Annotated in this window: 10 protein-coding genes; 6 read left to right on the top strand and 4 right to left on the bottom strand. The window is 48.6% G+C overall.

Going from position 1 to position 16,368, the window contains the following annotated elements:
* Positions 1-23: 23 nt before the first annotated feature.
* Positions 24-533 carry a hypothetical protein gene (locus Pan54_RS03360; RefSeq protein ID WP_146502160.1) on the bottom strand — a complete coding sequence of 170 codons (510 nt, stop codon included), beginning with the start codon at positions 531-533 and terminating at the stop codon, positions 24-26.
* 453 nt (positions 534-986) lie between these two features.
* On the opposite strand from Pan54_RS03360, the gene Pan54_RS03355 reads away from it, so the two are divergent.
* Entirely contained in the window at positions 987-2,306 is a 1,320-nt protein-coding gene (locus tag Pan54_RS03355; RefSeq protein WP_146502159.1) for a phenylacetate--CoA ligase family protein, read from the top strand.
* 171 nt (positions 2,307-2,477) lie between these two features.
* On the opposite strand, the gene metH is transcribed toward Pan54_RS03355, so the two are convergent.
* Together metH and metF are read right to left on the bottom strand one after the other, a co-directional pair.
* Positions 2,478-6,167, bottom strand: a complete 3,690-nt coding sequence (gene metH, locus Pan54_RS03350) for a methionine synthase (protein ID WP_146502158.1) — start codon at positions 6,165-6,167, stop codon at positions 2,478-2,480.
* 241 nt (positions 6,168-6,408) lie between these two features.
* Entirely contained in the window at positions 6,409-7,281 is an 873-nt protein-coding gene (gene metF, locus Pan54_RS03345) for a methylenetetrahydrofolate reductase [NAD(P)H] (RefSeq protein WP_146502157.1), read from the bottom strand.
* A 373-nt stretch (positions 7,282-7,654) separates the two neighbouring features.
* Between metF and ahcY the strand changes: the two genes are divergently transcribed.
* The 3 genes from ahcY (at position 7,655) to Pan54_RS03330 (ending at position 11,221) form a co-directional block, all read left to right on the top strand.
* Positions 7,655-8,983 carry an adenosylhomocysteinase gene (gene ahcY / locus Pan54_RS03340; RefSeq protein WP_146502156.1) on the top strand — a complete coding sequence of 443 codons (1,329 nt, stop codon included), beginning with the start codon at positions 7,655-7,657 and terminating at the stop codon, positions 8,981-8,983.
* A 240-nt stretch (positions 8,984-9,223) separates the two neighbouring features.
* Positions 9,224-10,486, top strand: a complete 1,263-nt coding sequence (locus tag Pan54_RS03335) for a prenyltransferase/squalene oxidase repeat-containing protein (RefSeq protein WP_207310027.1) — start codon at positions 9,224-9,226, stop codon at positions 10,484-10,486.
* Between the two features lie 213 nt (positions 10,487-10,699).
* Positions 10,700-11,221, top strand: a complete 522-nt coding sequence (locus tag Pan54_RS03330) for a hypothetical protein (protein WP_146502155.1) — start codon at positions 10,700-10,702, stop codon at positions 11,219-11,221.
* 253 nt (positions 11,222-11,474) lie between these two features.
* On the opposite strand, the gene Pan54_RS03325 is transcribed toward Pan54_RS03330, so the two are convergent.
* A complete protein-coding gene (locus tag Pan54_RS03325) occupies positions 11,475-12,824 on the bottom strand; it encodes an HD-GYP domain-containing protein (protein ID WP_165441561.1) in 1,350 nt (449 codons plus the stop codon).
* A gap of 547 nt (positions 12,825-13,371) precedes the next feature.
* On the opposite strand from Pan54_RS03325, the gene Pan54_RS03320 reads away from it, so the two are divergent.
* Together Pan54_RS03320 and Pan54_RS03315 are read left to right on the top strand one after the other, a co-directional pair.
* Positions 13,372-14,673 carry an FG-GAP repeat domain-containing protein gene (locus tag Pan54_RS03320; protein WP_146502153.1) on the top strand — a complete coding sequence of 434 codons (1,302 nt, stop codon included), beginning with the start codon at positions 13,372-13,374 and terminating at the stop codon, positions 14,671-14,673.
* Positions 14,649-16,058: a tetratricopeptide repeat protein gene (locus tag Pan54_RS03315; RefSeq protein WP_146502152.1), complete on the top strand. Its 1,410-nt coding sequence runs from the start codon at positions 14,649-14,651 to the stop codon at positions 16,056-16,058. The genes Pan54_RS03320 and Pan54_RS03315 overlap by 25 nt, the downstream gene beginning before the upstream one ends.
* Positions 16,059-16,368 lie beyond the last annotated feature (310 nt).

The following is a 16,368-nucleotide window of genomic DNA, read 5'->3' as shown; positions in this document are numbered from 1 at the left end:
TTTTTTGCTGGGTCAAAGTCTGCTTATGCAGCCTGTCCCATTGCTTCATCAAGAGCCTGCTCGACCCTGATCAGTGGTTCCTGCAAACTGGCTGACTCCGGCAGATACTCCTTCAATTTCGGCTGCATCTTCTGAAAGACGGCTGTGAGAGATGTCGACACGAAGCCCTTTTCATTTCTGGTGATCTGCTGTTCCTGTCCATTGGGGAATTCTGCAAAACAGACGACCGCGATCTCTCCCCAAATCCCCTCAGCCACACATTCAGGGTCGGTTACAAAGAGGATGTCTGGCTTAGCCGATAATTTGTCGAACAGAGCCTCGGCAATCAGTTCCCCTTTGATAAAAGGCATCAGAGTCGTTCCGTAGAGTGTCTGCTGAGTTGCATTCGGGCGGATTGGCAGAGAACATTGAAATTCAATGGGACGCCCAAGATGAGACGTAATTAACACACCGCCGCAGATTTCTCCGCTCGAGCGGGTCACCGTTTGATAAAATCCCATTACACAGGGGGGGCGTTTTTTCGTATCAGCCATGTAATTTCGCGTACTTCCGTGTCTAGAGCATATTCAAAAATAAACTGCAGCGTTCGGCAGGAGCAAACAAAACATTATTTTGGACATTGGTGTCCAGGCGACTGCAGAAACCATTTGAAAATGGTCTATCGTTTTGAAACTGTCAATCAAATGGTGCGATGTTGATCCGCCATCCAATTCGACATCTCTCAATTCGTCAGGGCTGATCCCATCAATCCTGACATTGTGAAGATCGTCGTTATCACAGGCATTTCTTGAATCCCATCACAAAGACCGTCCAACACGACCGATACAATCTTAACTCAATGCTATCAAAACAGTTGCGACATTACTTTTTCTTTCCACAATCATAACATCGGAGTTGAAATTGATTGATCAGGCCGTATCTTTGGCGTAATCGTTTCTTCTCCTCTGTATTGACTAACTTAACTCCTCAAAACAGTGCATAATTCCATGACTGAACAGATCTTTCCAGAAAACCTGAGTCGAGATGCCATTGTCGATTCTCAGTGGAATCAATTGACAGGATTACTCAAGGCGATCGAAACGAATCCTTTCTGGATGCAGCGGTTTTCTGATCAGGATGCTCATCCTCAGGACATCACGAGTTGGGAGGATTTTCGCCAACTCAAACCACTCACCAAGCAGGAACTGGTCAACGATCAGAACGCGAATCTCCCCTACGGCACCAACCTGACCTATCCACGTTCGCATTATACTCGTCTTCACCAAACTTCCGGAACAACCGGACGTCCGATGCGTTTTCTGGATACTCCTAAAAGTTGGAACTGGTTCAAACAGTGCTGGGCACAAATTTATCGCATCATCGGTTTGCAGGAATCGGATCGATTCTGTTTTCCATTTTCATTTGGTCCCTTCATCGGGTTCTGGGCCGGTTTTGAAGGAGCTGCCCAGTTTCAGAATCTATGCATCGCTGCAGGTGGCATGAGCAGTGAAGTTCGACTTCAGGTCATTCAGGAACATGAAGTGACCATCGTCTGTTGCACACCGACTTACGCACTCCGTCTTATCGAAATTGCCGAACGTGAAGGCATCGATCTGGTCAACTCGAGTGTTCGCGCGATCCTCGTAGCAGGAGAACCCGGCGGGAGTATTCCTGCCATTCGCAACCGAATTGAACAAGGCTGGGGAGCACGTGTGTTCGATCATTGGGGAATGACTGACATCGGCTCTCTGGGGATTGAATCGGTCGAAGACCCCGCCAGCCTGTTATTACTCGAAACCGAATGCATTGCAGAAATCGTCAACCCGGAAACCTTCGAGGCAGTCACTCCTGGCGAACGGGGAGAATTGCTGATCACCAACCTGGGACGCCGGGGCACCCCTGTCATTCGTTATCGCACGGGAGATATTGTTCAGGCGGCGACAACATCCAATGCCTGCGGCCGTAATTTACTCCGACTCGACGGCGGCATCCTCGGACGAGCAGACGATATGATTACCATTCGCGGAAATAATGTTTTTCCATCGTCGGTTGAAGCGGTCTTGCGTGAATTTCCAGAAATTGTTGAGTACCGAATTACGGTCACGGAAAAACAATCGATGCATCATCTCGTCATCGAAATCGAACCGGCGATGATCCAGGACCTCAACTGGGCCGAATACACTACCTCATCACAACGACAGGATTTGCTCGCACGACTCTCAAGAACCGTCCGCGACCGCCTCAATTTTCATGCCGAATTTATCACGGTCGAGCCAGATAGCCTGCCCCGGTTCGAGTTGAAAGGCAGGCGGTTTCATCGTGCGTGAATCGGCAAAAGAAGCTACAAGCACGAAGCGCAAGCGAGTGAGTCAATTTATTTCCTTTTCTTCCGGTATGAGTGGCACGACACTGAGCATAGCGAAAGACGTAGTCGAGCGCGTTAACCACGCCTATCAGTGCGTACTGGTAGGTACCACTCTATTGATACCACAGTGTGACTATCCCAATATCGGCGACAACCATTTTCGAGCGTCTTCCAAATTCATGCCAGTCCGATGGGCATAATCTTCGAGTTGTTCTTCTGTAATTTGTGTCACTGAGAAATAACGCGATTCCGGATGGGCGAAGTACATGCCACTGACCGAGGAAGCCGGCCACATTGCCAGAGAATCGGTTAATGTGATGCCCGCGTTTTCCGGTGCGTTTAACAAGTCGAACAGCTGACGTTTGGGTGTGTGATCCGGACAGGCCGGATAGCCGAAGGCTGGTCGGATGCCGCGGTATTTTTCGGAGATCATCTCTTCATTGCTGAGTGTTTCATCCTTGCCATAACCCCAGTCTTTCCGGGCAATGGCATGCAAAGCTTCGGCAAACGCCTCAGCTAATCGATCAGCGATCGCTTTGAGCATGATCGATTGATAGTCATCGTGCTCGGCTTCGAATCGTTCGAGCGGGGCTTCAATTCCCAAGCCGGTTGTCACAGCAAATGCACCGACATAATCCCGACAACCCGAGTCCACTGGCGCGACATAGTCGGACAACGAACGGAAATTTGATTGCCCTTTACGTTCCCATTGCTGCCGCAGCATTGGGAAACGGACCAGTTCTTCGCGGTTCTCCAATGTCGACTCCGGTGTGTAAAGGACGACATCATCGCGCACGGTATTGGCAGGCCAGAAGCCGTAGACACCTTTTGCTGTCAGCCATTTCTCGGCAATCACTTTGTCGAGCATCTGATTGGCTTCGTCAAACAGTTTTTGGGCTTCTTTTCCGATCACATTATCCTGCAGGATCTTTGGATACTTGCCGATGAGCGACCATGTCTGGAAGAACGGAGACCAGTCGATGTAAGGTCGGATCTGTTCGAGCGGGAAATCGTCCAGTACACGCAGTCCGAGAAAATCAGGAGTCGAAATGTCGACAGTTTTCCAGTCGGTTGCAAAACGATTTTCGTAAGCATGATCGTAAGAAACAAGTTTCCGTTCCTGTCGCTTGCCGAACATTTTACGGTCGCGTTCCTGCTCGTTAAGAATCTTTTCTGCAAAGGCAGGGCGTTTCTCAGCATCAATCAACGCTTCGACAACCGGCACAGACAGCGAGGCATCGCCAACATGGGCGACGATCTGGTTGTACTCCGGTGCGATTTTGACAGCGGTATGCTTGGCAGAAGTCGTCGCTCCGCCAATGAGGAGCGGGGTTGTCATGCCACGACGCTGCATTTCCTGAGCGACCGCCACCATCTCATCGAGTGAAGGCGTAATCAAACCGGAGAGACCGATCACATCGGCTTCGACTTCAATTGCGGTTTCCAAAATTTTATCGCAGGAGACCATCACGCCCAGGTCAATCACCTCGAAGTTATTGCACTTGAGGACCACGCCCACAATGTTCTTACCGATATCGTGGACATCGCCTTTGACGGTGGCGATGACGAAAGTGCCTCGGGTTCCCTTGCCTGCTTTTTCCTTTTCTGCTTCCATAAACGGAGTGAGGTAGGCGACCGATTTTTTCATCACACGAGCCGACTTCACCACCTGCGGCAGAAACATCTTCCCGGCTCCAAACAATTCACCGACAACAGACATGCCATCCATGAGTGGCCCTTGAATCACATTCAAGGGACGGCCGTATTTTTGACGAGCTTCCTCGGTGTCTTCATCAATGTAGTCAGTCACACCCTTCAGCAGCGAATGAGCGAGACGTTCTTCAATCGTTCCGTTCCGCCACTCGGCCATTTTCTTCTGAGCTTCGGCTCCCTGATTGCGATCCTTAATAGACTCGGCGTAATCGAGAATGCGTTCGGTTGCATCCTCACGCCGATTCAACAGCACATCTTCAATGTAGACGAGCAGTTCTTTGTCGATTTCTTCGTACACTTCGAGCTGACTCGAATTGACAATCCCCATATCAAGACCGGCTGCAATCGCGTGATACAAAAACGCCGCATTCATCGCCTCGCGGACCACATTATTCCCGCGGAAGGAGAACGAAACATTACTCACACCACCCGAAGTTTTTGCACCCGGACATTCTTCTTTGATTCGCTTCACCGCTTCAAAAAACTCGACCGCATAGTTGTTATGTTCTTCCATTCCGGTAGCGACGGTCAGGATGTTGCAATCGAAAATGATATCTTCCGGCGGAAAGTCGGCTTGTTCGGTGAGGAGTTTGTAGGCTCGTTTACAGATCTCAACTTTTCGATCAGCTGTATCCGCCTGCCCCTGCTCATCGAACGCCATCACGACGACAGCAGCCCCGTATTTCCGGATCGTCCGCGCCTGATTGAGAAAGCGTTCTTCATTATCTTTGATGCTGATCGAGTTGACAATTGCCTTGCCCTGCACGCACTTCAGGCCCGCTTCGATGACTTCCCATTTGGAAGAGTCGATCATGATCGGCACAGGAATATCGCCGTCGTCGCTGACCAGCCAGAGGAATTTCTGCATACAGGCGACGGAGTCGAGCAGACCTTCATCCATGTTGATATCGATGACATTCGCCCCCCCTTCAACCTGTTCACGAGCAACGCTCAGGGCTTCATCGTATTTTTCTTCGCGGATGAGCCGGGCGAATTTGCGGGATCCGGTGACGTTGGTTCGCTCACCGATCATCAGGAAGTTGGATTCTGGACGTAATTCCAGACGTTCCAGTCCGGCATAGGTCGAAACTGTTTTCTTAACAGGCACACCGCGTGGCTTGAGATCGCGGGTTGCTTCACCGATTTTGTGTATGTATTCCGGTGTCGTGCCGCAACATCCGCCAACGAGATTCACCCAGCCTTGCTCGGCGTAAGAGCGTAATGTCTCTGCGACCTCAGCGGGGTTCGAATCGAATCCCCCCATACCATCGGGCATGCCGGCGTTTGGATAACAACTGATACGACAATCAGCCACTTTCGAAAGGGCTTCCACGAAAGGACGCATCTGTTTCGGGCCTAACGCACAATTCAGACCGATACTGAATAACGGAAAGTGAGCCACCGACGTGTAAAACGCTTCCACCGTTTGAGCAGTGAGCGAGCGACCGGTATCGAAAATTGTTCCTGAAACCATAACAGGCAGAGAAATGTTTCGCTCGTCAAACACCTGACGGATCGCATACAGGCAGGACTTCATGTTCAATGTATCGAATGAAGTTTCCGGCAGTAGGATGTCTGCTCCGCCATCGATCAGGCCGCGTACCTGTTCGGCATAGGACTCGACCATTTGATCGAAAGTCACCGGCCGAGAACCGGGATCGTCGGCGTTCATCGACAGCAGAAACTTGGTTGGTCCAATACTTCCCGCGACAAACCGAGGTTTATCTGGATTCTTGCGCGTGAATTCTTCACAGGCCTGTTTCGCCAGTCCAGCAGCAGCCGCATTGATTTCGTGCGTCAAATGTCCGAGGCCGTACTCTGCCTGATTGAGGATATTCGCATTGAACGAGTTCGTTTCGATGATATCCGAACCGGCATCGAGATAGCGTCTATGAATATCGAGAATCATCTCCGGCTGTGTCAGGCAGAGAATATCGGTCGCATTCTTCAAATCGGCATCGTGATTTTTAAATCGTTCGCCACGAAAATCGGCTTCGGTCGGTTTGGAATCAAGAATCAACGCTCCCATCGAACCATCGAGCAGCAGCACGCGGTCATCGATCAGATTATTGAGCAGGTCAGATGTCGAATTGGAAGTCGCAGAAGTCATCGGCAAATTGTGTTTTTAATCCTTGAGGAGGAATTCGTATTGGCGGGGGAATTTCTTTCAGGCGACATGAGCCATGTCATGGCTCATGTTTTCTCACGATCCTTGTATGCTATCTTGATCAAATTGAGTCGTCCGTCAATCGACCTCAACCTGATATTATTTGTAGTGCCACGGCTCTGTGAACTGTGCAATAAACGCTGGATACACAAAAACACGGCTCACAGAGCCGTGGCACGATTAATCAGGCGGTTTTCAATGCTTCCAGTATTCTTTGACACGCCTGAGACTTGTTGAGTGCATAAAAATGGACGCCCGGCACATTGTTTTCCAGTAATTCCTGACACTGAGCAATCGCAAACTCAATGCCGATTTCCAGCTGAGCTTCGGAATCATCCTGCACATTCTCCAGACGGGCGGAGAGTTCAGCCGGGAAAGCGGTGCCACACATTTCTGTGATGCGTTTGATCCGAGAAAACTCGGTGATCGGCATGATGCCAGGAATCAAAGGAATCGCACAGCCTGCTTTCTCATAGCGATCTCGAAAGGCAAAAAACAGATCGTTATCAAAAAACAACTGCGTAAACGCGGCATCGGCTCCCGCGTCGATTTTTCGTTTCAAATTCGCCAGATCCAAATCAGCATCAAGACATTCCGCATGTTTTTCCGGATAAGCCGCCACACCGATTCCCATGTTGGGATGCCGTTCTCGAATCAGTGAAACCAGTTCATTGGCATAGGAAAGTCCCCCTTCGACGGCTTTGAAGGATGTTTCTCCCTTGGGAGCATCACCACGCAAAGCCATTATATTCTGAATTCCAGCCGCTGCCGCCTTATCGAGCCAGGCAATCAATTCATCTCTTGAAGAACCGACGCAGGTGAAATGAGCCGTCGCGGGAATTTCATACGTCTTCTGAATGTGCTGACACAATTCAAGCGTTCGTGTTTGCGTCGTGCCACCGGCTCCATAAGTACAGGAGATGAACTTAGGCTCGAATTTCGAAAGGGTATCGAGCGTTTCGTACAACAGTTCATCCCCCTTTTCCGTTTTAGGTGGGAAAATTTCGATGGAAATCAGCGGAGAGTCGGATTTCAAGAGGTCCGGAAGTCGATTCATAGATTCAAACTCAGTGCGACGTTCCGCCGCATCTTGATGGGAGTTAATGTGTTAACGAAATTGATTCCTGAAAAAACAGGCTTAGAAATAGGAATTCCGACTTGTGAGACTTATCAAATTGGTCTATCGTTATCGCAATTCAGGAATTCTAGGCAGAGTTTATCAATTCCTCAATATCTGGCGAGAGTAGTAATAGACCATATGCTCTGGTTTTGACAATTGATACTTTCCAGCCATTTCAACAATTCAGACTGGAAACTCTCAGATTCACAGCAGGGGCATGATGTCTCCGTGAAATTCTGAATCACGGATCGTATTGCGTGAGCGATCCCATTCTCATTTTGACTGAAAACAATTCAACAAGGCGGTTACCATGTCGACGATCGAACTTCTTCCCTATAAAGTCAAGGATCTCAACCGAGCGGAAGCCGGGCGAAAAGATATTTCCCTGGCAGAAACCGAAATGCCGGGCCTGATGGCTCTTCGCGAAAAATATGGGGAATCTAAACCTCTTGCCGGTGCCCGTATCGCTGGTTGTCTGCACATGACAACTCAAACAGCCGTGCTGATCGAAACCCTCGTCGCACTGGGAGCTGAAGTTCGCTGGTCGAGCTGTAACATCTTCTCGACTCAGGATCACGCCGCAGCCGCCATCGCAGCCGCAGGTGTTCCCGTTTTCGCCTGGAAAGGCATGAACGAAGCCGAATTCGACTGGTGTATTGAGCAGACTTTATTCTGGCCAGATGGCAAGGCTCTGAACATGATTCTGGACGACGGTGGCGATTTGACAGCCATGGTTCACAATAAATATCCAGAATTGCTCAAAGAGATTAAGGGCTTGACCGAAGAAACCACCACTGGTGTTCATCGCCTGCACCAGATGCACAAAGAAGGCAAGCTCGGTGTGCCTGCGATCAATGTGAACGATTCCGTCACCAAGAGTAAGTTCGATAACCTGTACGGCTGCCGGGAATCGCTGGCCGATGGGATCAAACGTGCGACTGATATCATGGTCGCCGGTAAAGTGGTCGTCGTCTGCGGTTATGGAGATGTGGGCAAAGGTTGTGCCGATGCGATGGACGGTCTCGGTGCTCGTGTCATCGTAACCGAAATCGATCCGATATGTGCTCTCCAGGCTGCTATGGAAGGTTTCGAAGTCATCACAATGGAAGAAGCTGCTCCTAAGGGCGATATCTTCGTGACAACAACGGGCTGTTGCGATGTCATCCGTGGCGAACACATGGATGTCATGAAACATGAAGCGATTGTCTGTAATATCGGACACTTCGATTCCGAAATTCAGATTGCCTATCTGAATGATCGTCAGGACATCAAAAAACAGTCGATCAAAACTCACTCTGAAGAGGGTGGTCCCGTTGATCGTTATGTCTATCCCGACGGCAAAGCTCTGCTTGTGCTGGCTGAAGGACGACTCGTCAACCTCGGTTGTGCCACCGGTCACCCCTCCTTTGTGATGTCAAACAGTTTCACCAATCAGGTCCTCGGACAGATGGCACTCTGGAGTGATGATGCCAGCTACGAATTGGGTGTCTGGGTACTGCCAAAAGAACTCGATGAAGAAGTGGCTCGTCTGCACCTGGGAAAATTGGGCGTCAAAATGACGACTCTGACTCAAGAACAAGCCGACTATCTGAACCTGCCTGTTGAAGGTCCTTACAAACCGGAATACTACCGCTATTAAGAGTTGATTCGCTTGATGCGAAACGCAGTTAAGAATGTTGAAACCCCGGGGATTTTCTCTCCGGGGTTTTCTCATGGATAGGTCGTCGATAACATTAAGTTGAAACAAAAGTGAGGGGCTGGGGTCGAACGTAGTGAGCCACCAGATAGTTTCGCGCTCTGGGGGCTTCGCTTCGCTACGACCCCAGCCACCCTGAATCCTATTCCGTATTTGAAGCAACTTCAAAAACAGGAGAGCAAAATGCACATCTGGAAATGGAGTTCAATCGGGACTTCGGTTCTCATCCTGTTAATGATCATGACTTCTGCAAGTGCCGACGAAGTGACCACACCAGTAGAGGAATCCGCCAAACCAAAAAAGGAAAGAACGTTTGGTGTAGAATCTCCAGCCGAAGATCGTATTGACGATGAAATGCAGGTGCCTGTTCCGGCAGCTAAGATCGATGCATCCTGCAAACGGGGCGTCGATTTTCTGATCGGCTATCAGAACAAAGATGGTTCCTGGGGCAATCCGACGCGAACCAAAGGCTTAAATATTTACGCGCCAATACCCGGTGCTCATCATGCTTTCAAAATGGGAACGACGGCTCTGGCCATTTCTGCTTTGATCGAAATGGAACCTCGATTTCCTGAATGCAAGGATGCGATTGATCTGGGGGAATCGTGGCTGGTTGAGAAATTGCCTTATCTCCGACGAGCCGATCAAACCGCAATTTATAATGTCTGGGGGCATGCTTATGCCTTGCAGGCACTGGCGAGAATGCATGATCGTAATGCAGATAACCCCGCCATGCAGGAGCAAATTGCCGAGCAGATTGCTCAACAGTTTGACATGCTCACCCGTTACGAATCGGTCGATGGAGGCTGGGGATATTACGATTTCCGCTATGGTACTAAGCGCCCTTCAAGTTCCTCGATCAGTTTTGTCGCCGCAACAGTCCTTGTGGCCTTCCACGATGTCGCTCAACGAGGCTTTGAACCTCCGAAGAAAGTTCAGGAACGAGCCGTCGCTGCGATTTTGCGACAACAGAAAAACGACTTCAGTTATCTATACGGCGAATATCTCAAGAATTCTCCAGTGCATCCGGTCAATCGACCGGGGGGAAGTTTAGGACGTTCTCAAGCCTGCAATATCGCTTTGCTCTATTGGGGACAGACAGATATCACTCAAGACGTCCTCAAAGAATGGCTCGAACGCTTAGTCGTTCGCAACGGCTGGCTGGATATTGGTCGCAAACGCCCAATTCCTCATGAAGCCTGGTTCTCGGTCGCTGGCTATTTCTATTACTACGGTCATTATTACGGAGCATTGTGCCTGGAAGAACTTCCTGTGGCAGAGCGGGCTCAATTTGCCCACCCATTGGCTCGACTAATGCTCGAACGACAGGAAAAAGATGGCTCCTGGTGGGACTATCCCCTCTACGATTACCACCAACCCTATGGCACCGCCTTCGCACTGATGTCGTTGAAACGATATCGCACAGAGAATGCAGCTATCGAGTAACGAAAGACTTGAGATCAGAGTGTTGAGCCTGCCTGTCGTGAAAGTCGCAGAGTAATTGACCGTGCAATTCGGCAGAATCACTCCAACTGGTAAGATGGAATAAAATCTCATGACTCAGGCATAATTTCAGTACAATCAGCCACACAAAATGGTAGAATTGGAGAGATGCGAGTTATAGGAAGACTTATAATCTGTCTGAATGAGGAGAGAAAAATGACTAAAACAATCATGACACTAAGTCTGTTTTCGATCAGCTTAATCACATTTACCGGAGCAGTTGCCGGACCAATTCTTGTGCAGCCAGGAACCACCTATGAAGTGGCTCCACCGGTTTATGAGACCGCTCCATTACCACCGGGAGCACGACACGAGACCATGTATTTACCGGAGGCACAGGAATATCAGACGATTGTTCCTTATGTTGAATCCGCACCGTATCCACCAGCTTTGCCGTTGTTATACGACCGAGTGGTGTACAAGGATCAGCATCGTAAACATCCACATGCGGTTCCGTATCTGGTTGAAGTTCCCCTCTGGAAACCAATTCTCCCAAGACGACGCGCCAAGTACTGTGGCCCTGAATGTGCCATGATCACCATCTGTGTCCCGCCTTGCGAGGTGCCACGTGTGCGTGTCACTCGTTTTGGACACAAACTGCGTTACGACTTCGGCAAATATGAAGTTGATGTCATCGTCCGCCGGGATGGACGAATTATTGTCGATTACGACGCATAGTTGATTAAACCCTGTTCCGATTGGAAACCGGATCTCCAATAACATCTTAAAAGGAACTGTCAGGGGGCGAGGTCGAAGAGAAACCCCCGAATCGTTGAACTACCGGAGTTTCATTTGGAACGTGGTCTAACTTGAGTATCTATGCAACCGCAAGTCGTAAAGTCAAAAGCTAAAAAAAGAGCAGATGGATAAAACCATCTGCTCTTTTTTTGTAAGTGCTATGCTCAAACACAGAGAAACCAATTGTTCGCCATCATTTCGTATTCAAATTGGAATGATAAGCTTCATCAGAAAAGGTGACCTCATTTGAGCCAGGAGTCGGCAAGGCATGGGTAATCTGTAATTCCTCTTCAGCATGCAGGTCAATCAGATTCTCATCGGCCTCCCGATCTACAAAATCTCCTGAAGCATCCTGGAGTCGTAAGACAATTGGCTTAGTGTAGTGATCCTGATTTCTGCGAATCACCTGAGCAATGCTCCCATCGGAAAGCTGAACAAAACTACCAATTGGAAACAGAGACTGAACTTTTAGCAATGCTCGCACAACATTTGAGTCGACAAAATTTTCTCGAGCTTGCCTGATTAGGCATTCCATCGCGGAATATCGCATCATTGCAGGACGATAAGGACGATCCGAAGTCATTCCTACAAATGCATCTGCCACTTGTAAAATGCGTGCCAGTGGATGAATACTTTGCCCTCGACGTCCTCTGGGATAGCCTGTGCCATTCATTCGTTCGTGAACTTGATAGGCAACGACAGGGACAACCGACGACAACGCAGAAACATGCTGAAGCATTTCCAGTGAGTAAATGGGATGTTTTTTAATTTCCAGCATTTCGATTGGATTCAGCTTTGACTTGGAGGTTCTTATTTCCAGAGAAACTTTCATCATCCCCCAGTCGTGGACGAGTCCTGCGATCGCAAGATTGCGTATGTTATCCGCATCCAGATCCATTTCAATTCCAATGGCCATCGCTAACAGGGAAACTTCCATGGAACGGGAAGCGATATCGTCATCCTGAAATTGATCAATCACAGAGGTCAGCGTATTGTCGGTATCAGTTGTCATTTCTTTGAGATAATGAGCGGCCATTTTTGAGACGATTGATCCATTGATCTTTTCCCCATACATGACCTCACCAATCATCTCCCCTAGGGCGACTCCATTGGATTGATGCTGTTCAATTAATTTTTGCCGTTTTTCCTGGTTGTATCCTTTTCGTCCCAGAAAAACGACATTATTTTTTACAGCAGGACCATCATTCTTAAGGGCCATCAACCCCCCATCGATAATGGTATCGATCCGCTTGGTCAGATCCGCATCCAAGCCAAATGAATTCGTCTTGAGATTGGCGAGTTCAGAATTCATGGTGACCCGTTTCTTGTCTTCCTGACTGATCCGAACCTCCGGTACGCCGTGCTGAATAATGGCACGCTTTCGTTCTTGCGTAATTTCTGAATTCTCCGCGAGCAGCAGGACACCATGAGGGTCGTAGATTGGGAAATTCATCTTTCGACCGACAATTAAGTCATTGACTGAGACAGTGACCAGACCGTCATCTTGAGTAATATTTTCCGCTACTTGTGTCGACGACATCATTTTATTTCCACTTCCTGATCCAGATTCGTTTGGTTCAGGGGCTGATAATTGCTTTTCAAGCTGACACGCTGGACCGAATTGATGAAACCGTATCAAATCAAAGGTAGGCGATAATCCAACGACTAAACGATAGCTTGAAAAGCAGTCAACCAGGCCGTTCCAAGAGGAATTCGATGCGGTGGTAAACATTCTCAGGGAGGGTCGTTAGGATAATTCCTACAATCACAACTTTACCCAGGCCTTGAGTCGCCAAACCATACCTGCAGGGATCTTTAGTACACATGCATCGCTGACTTCACAAAGCTGAAATCAACTGACTGAAACACATCAATGAGTACTGGCGCAAATAAAATTATGTGCCTTCAACTCGGCGACAAGAAACAAGTTTGTGTTGACAAAAACAGGTCAAGTTATGCAATCTGCATTGACAGAAAAATGAATGTTTCTGGGATGCAAGAAACTTGCTTCAGTATCGAAGCCATACGTTATTATCAGGGGTATTATCAGGGGTATTGTCAGGACTGACAATTGAGTAAGAAAGATCGACTTGTTAAAGAATTCAACGCTAACTCAATTGATCGTTCTATTGCTGCTGGCAGTCGCGATACCGCTCCTGGCATGGAAAGTGATCCCTTCTCTGCCGTCAATCCGCACTGCTCCAGAAGTCTATTCTGGCGGCACGTCGTATCCGATTTCCAGACAATCTTTCAATAGGCTTGATCTGGACCCTGAAATCAGAGGCCTTCCGCTGATCACAAACGTCCAAATCGTGGATGTTGATAGTGATGGTCAGCAAGACATTCTCGTCTGTGACGCGCAGCGGAATGCCGTCAGCTATTTCAAAAAAGCAGGCGAAAATTGGACCGAAGTGCAATTGGTAAGAGATATTCCGGCTCCAGCCCATGCGACTCTGGTTGATATCGATCAGGATGGTGATCAGGATTTGATTGTTTCAGTTCTCGGAGATATTCTACCAGACGACAATGTCGTGGGGCGGGTCGAGCTTTATGAAAACAGGCCTGAGGGATTTCAGCGGCACGTAATTCTGGATGAAGTTCGACGAGTTGCCGATGTTCAGCCGGGTGACTTTGACGGTGATGGAGACATCGACCTGGCGGTAGCGGTCTTTGGCTATGACCGGGGATGTGTCCTCTGGCTGGAAAACCTGGGAGAGATGCAGTTTCTCGATCATGAGTTACTGAACGCACCGGGAACGATTCATGTCCCTGTCGCCGACTTCGATAACGATGGAGATCTCGACATTACCGCGATTGTCAGCCAGGATGAAGAAGAGTTGTGGGGATTTGAAAATCTCGGTGACGGAAACTTCAACAAGCGTCGAATCTGGATGACTATCAATTTTGACCTGGGGAGTGCCGGATTGATCGCCGCCGATCTTGATGGAGACGGCGATCAGGATCTCATTATGCCAGCAGGAGATAATCTCGAAGATCTTGATGCCTATCCCCAGCCATATCACGGGTGCTACTGGTTTGAGAATCGAGGTGAGTGGGATTTTCAGATGGCTCGCATCGCTGATCTTGGTGGAACTTATTCGGCAGCCGTCGGCGATGTTGATAATGATGGTGATCAGGATATCGCATTGGTCAGCATGACCAACAACTGGTCTCGCACAGATACTGCCAGTGTGGTCTGGCTGGAAAACGATGGACATCAGCAATTTACAACGTGGCAGATTGCCAGTGATCCCATTCATCTCGTCACTGTCGCGATTGGAGATTTGAATGATGATGGCCAATTGGACATTGTTGCCGGAGGTTTGAATCTCCGAAAACCATATCAACGCCTGGGGCGGATCTCGGCATGGATCAATCAGGGGAAGAACTAAAAATGCAGACAACATTACGAATGCTCATGGTCATTATTACTGCAGAATTTGTTATCTGTGGATATTTGGTCGTCAAGCAGGTTGGTCAGCAAGTTCCAGTCATTCCCAGTATAAACTTCGATGACCCACTGCTGGCTGCGGATTTGAATGCACTTGCCGAGACTGCCCGCCAGGGGGATAGTCAGGAATGGCAAGTCCTGGGAGATGGATTGCTTGGCCAGGGATTTTACGGAGAAGCAGAACTGGCCTTTCGACAGGCGTTAGATATGGATCCTCAGAATGCGATGGCACAATTTAAACTTGCCTTCTGTTTGGACCGTACCGGTCGAGTTGCAGAGAGTACAAGCGAGTATTTGCGTGCTGCAAAGATCGCCAAACCGTCCGAGGCCCTTATCGGCTCCCGGAAAAACTGTTTGTATCAAGTCGGACGTAATGCATTGCGGCAAGAACAATCTGAAGTCGCGGAAAAACTCTTCCTTGAAGGTGCTGGCTTTTTACCAGCCGCGTATCAGTACTCTAAGTTGTTGGTCCGATCCAATCGTGCCGCTGAAGCGATGCCAACGATTGAACATGGTTTAGAAGTTTACCCAAACTCTCTCAAATTTACTGAAGTAAGAATGAATGCGTTCAAACAGATGGACCGTCAATTCGAGGCTGAACAGGAAGCGAGAATGCTTGAACGCTCTGAAAGTGTAATGCCAACCGATTTCAGCCTGATTTTTATACTTCCTTTAAATGCAATGATTGGATTTCAGCATGAGGAAGAGATCAGCGAACAGTTGTGGACCGACCAAAGCTTGGATTTGATCGCAAAAAAAATGAACGAACTTCTGCTCCTGTTGGAACCAACATCTCACCAGAAAAAATATGCGCTTCGTAAAAGTCTGATCAAAGTGGAGTACGAACGGCAAAACGCAGACCGCATGCTGGAATTGATCGATCAGGCACATACCGATGGTGACTTCGATGCAGAACTGTTGCAAAGGGAAGGAGAAGCTTATGCCTTAAAAGGAGATTGGGAACGGGCCGCCAGTATGTGGCTCCGCGTAGTGAAGATGTCTCCGAACGCCGCTGTGCATGAAAAACTTGCACAATATTATGAAGCCAGCAAGGACACACCAAAGCGAGACGAACATCTGGGCTATGCTGCACTGCTGAATGCGAAGGAGAATTATTTGAAGAACCAACTGGAAGAAGCAAAAGAGGCTGCCACTAAAGCTCAGAAGTTGCTGCCGGAAATTGCGACAGTCTGGTTTTACTCAGCCGAGATAGAAAGAGCCTTACGAAATCCTGATCGGGCTCGGTCAAATTACGCTCTTTGCGTGAAGCTAGACCCTTCTCACGGTCGAGCGATTCGTGGATTACAGTCTCTGGCAGAAAATTGATCTGAGAATCGTATTTTAATGAGCTTAAAAATACTCAATAATCAAATCTTTCGCGAATGTGATTAAATCAGGGGGTACTGGGGCAATCTCGAAGAGTTGTGTCCCCGCCATTCTCATGTTTTTATTTGTAGATGAAGTATTGCAAAACGCCATTTCTTGAATAAGAACCACGGATGGCCCCAGCCCAGCTGGCTTGATCAGCTGAGTCGACAATTCTCGTGTGAAAGTCATGAATTCTGATTGTCCAAAATTGAACAGCAATCTGCTGTTTTATGGAACGTCCTGCTTCAGAACTATTTTTCTGAGAAAA

Origin of the sequence: Rubinisphaera italica, assembly GCF_007859715.1 — a bacterium.
Taxonomy (GTDB): domain Bacteria; phylum Planctomycetota; class Planctomycetia; order Planctomycetales; family Planctomycetaceae; genus Rubinisphaera; species Rubinisphaera italica.
Note: the sequence above shows the minus strand (reverse complement) of the source record. Positions and strands in the feature narration are given on the sequence as shown.

Coding starts and splice junctions, on each gene's coding strand:
- Pan54_RS03360 (WP_146502160.1), bottom strand. CDS start 533: ATGGCTGATACGAAAAAACGCCCCCCCTGTGTAATGGGATTTTATCAA.
- Pan54_RS03355 (WP_146502159.1), top strand. CDS start 987: ATGACTGAACAGATCTTTCCAGAAAACCTGAGTCGAGATGCCATTGTC.
- metH (WP_146502158.1), bottom strand. CDS start 6,167: ATGACTTCTGCGACTTCCAATTCGACATCTGACCTGCTCAATAATCTG.
- metF (WP_146502157.1), bottom strand. CDS start 7,281: ATGAATCGACTTCCGGACCTCTTGAAATCCGACTCTCCGCTGATTTCC.
- ahcY (WP_146502156.1), top strand. CDS start 7,655: ATGTCGACGATCGAACTTCTTCCCTATAAAGTCAAGGATCTCAACCGA.
- Pan54_RS03335 (WP_207310027.1), top strand. CDS start 9,224: ATGCACATCTGGAAATGGAGTTCAATCGGGACTTCGGTTCTCATCCTG.
- Pan54_RS03330 (WP_146502155.1), top strand. CDS start 10,700: ATGACTAAAACAATCATGACACTAAGTCTGTTTTCGATCAGCTTAATC.
- Pan54_RS03325 (WP_165441561.1), bottom strand. CDS start 12,824: ATGATGTCGTCGACACAAGTAGCGGAAAATATTACTCAAGATGACGGT.
- Pan54_RS03315 (WP_146502152.1), top strand. CDS start 14,649: ATGGATCAATCAGGGGAAGAACTAAAAATGCAGACAACATTACGAATG.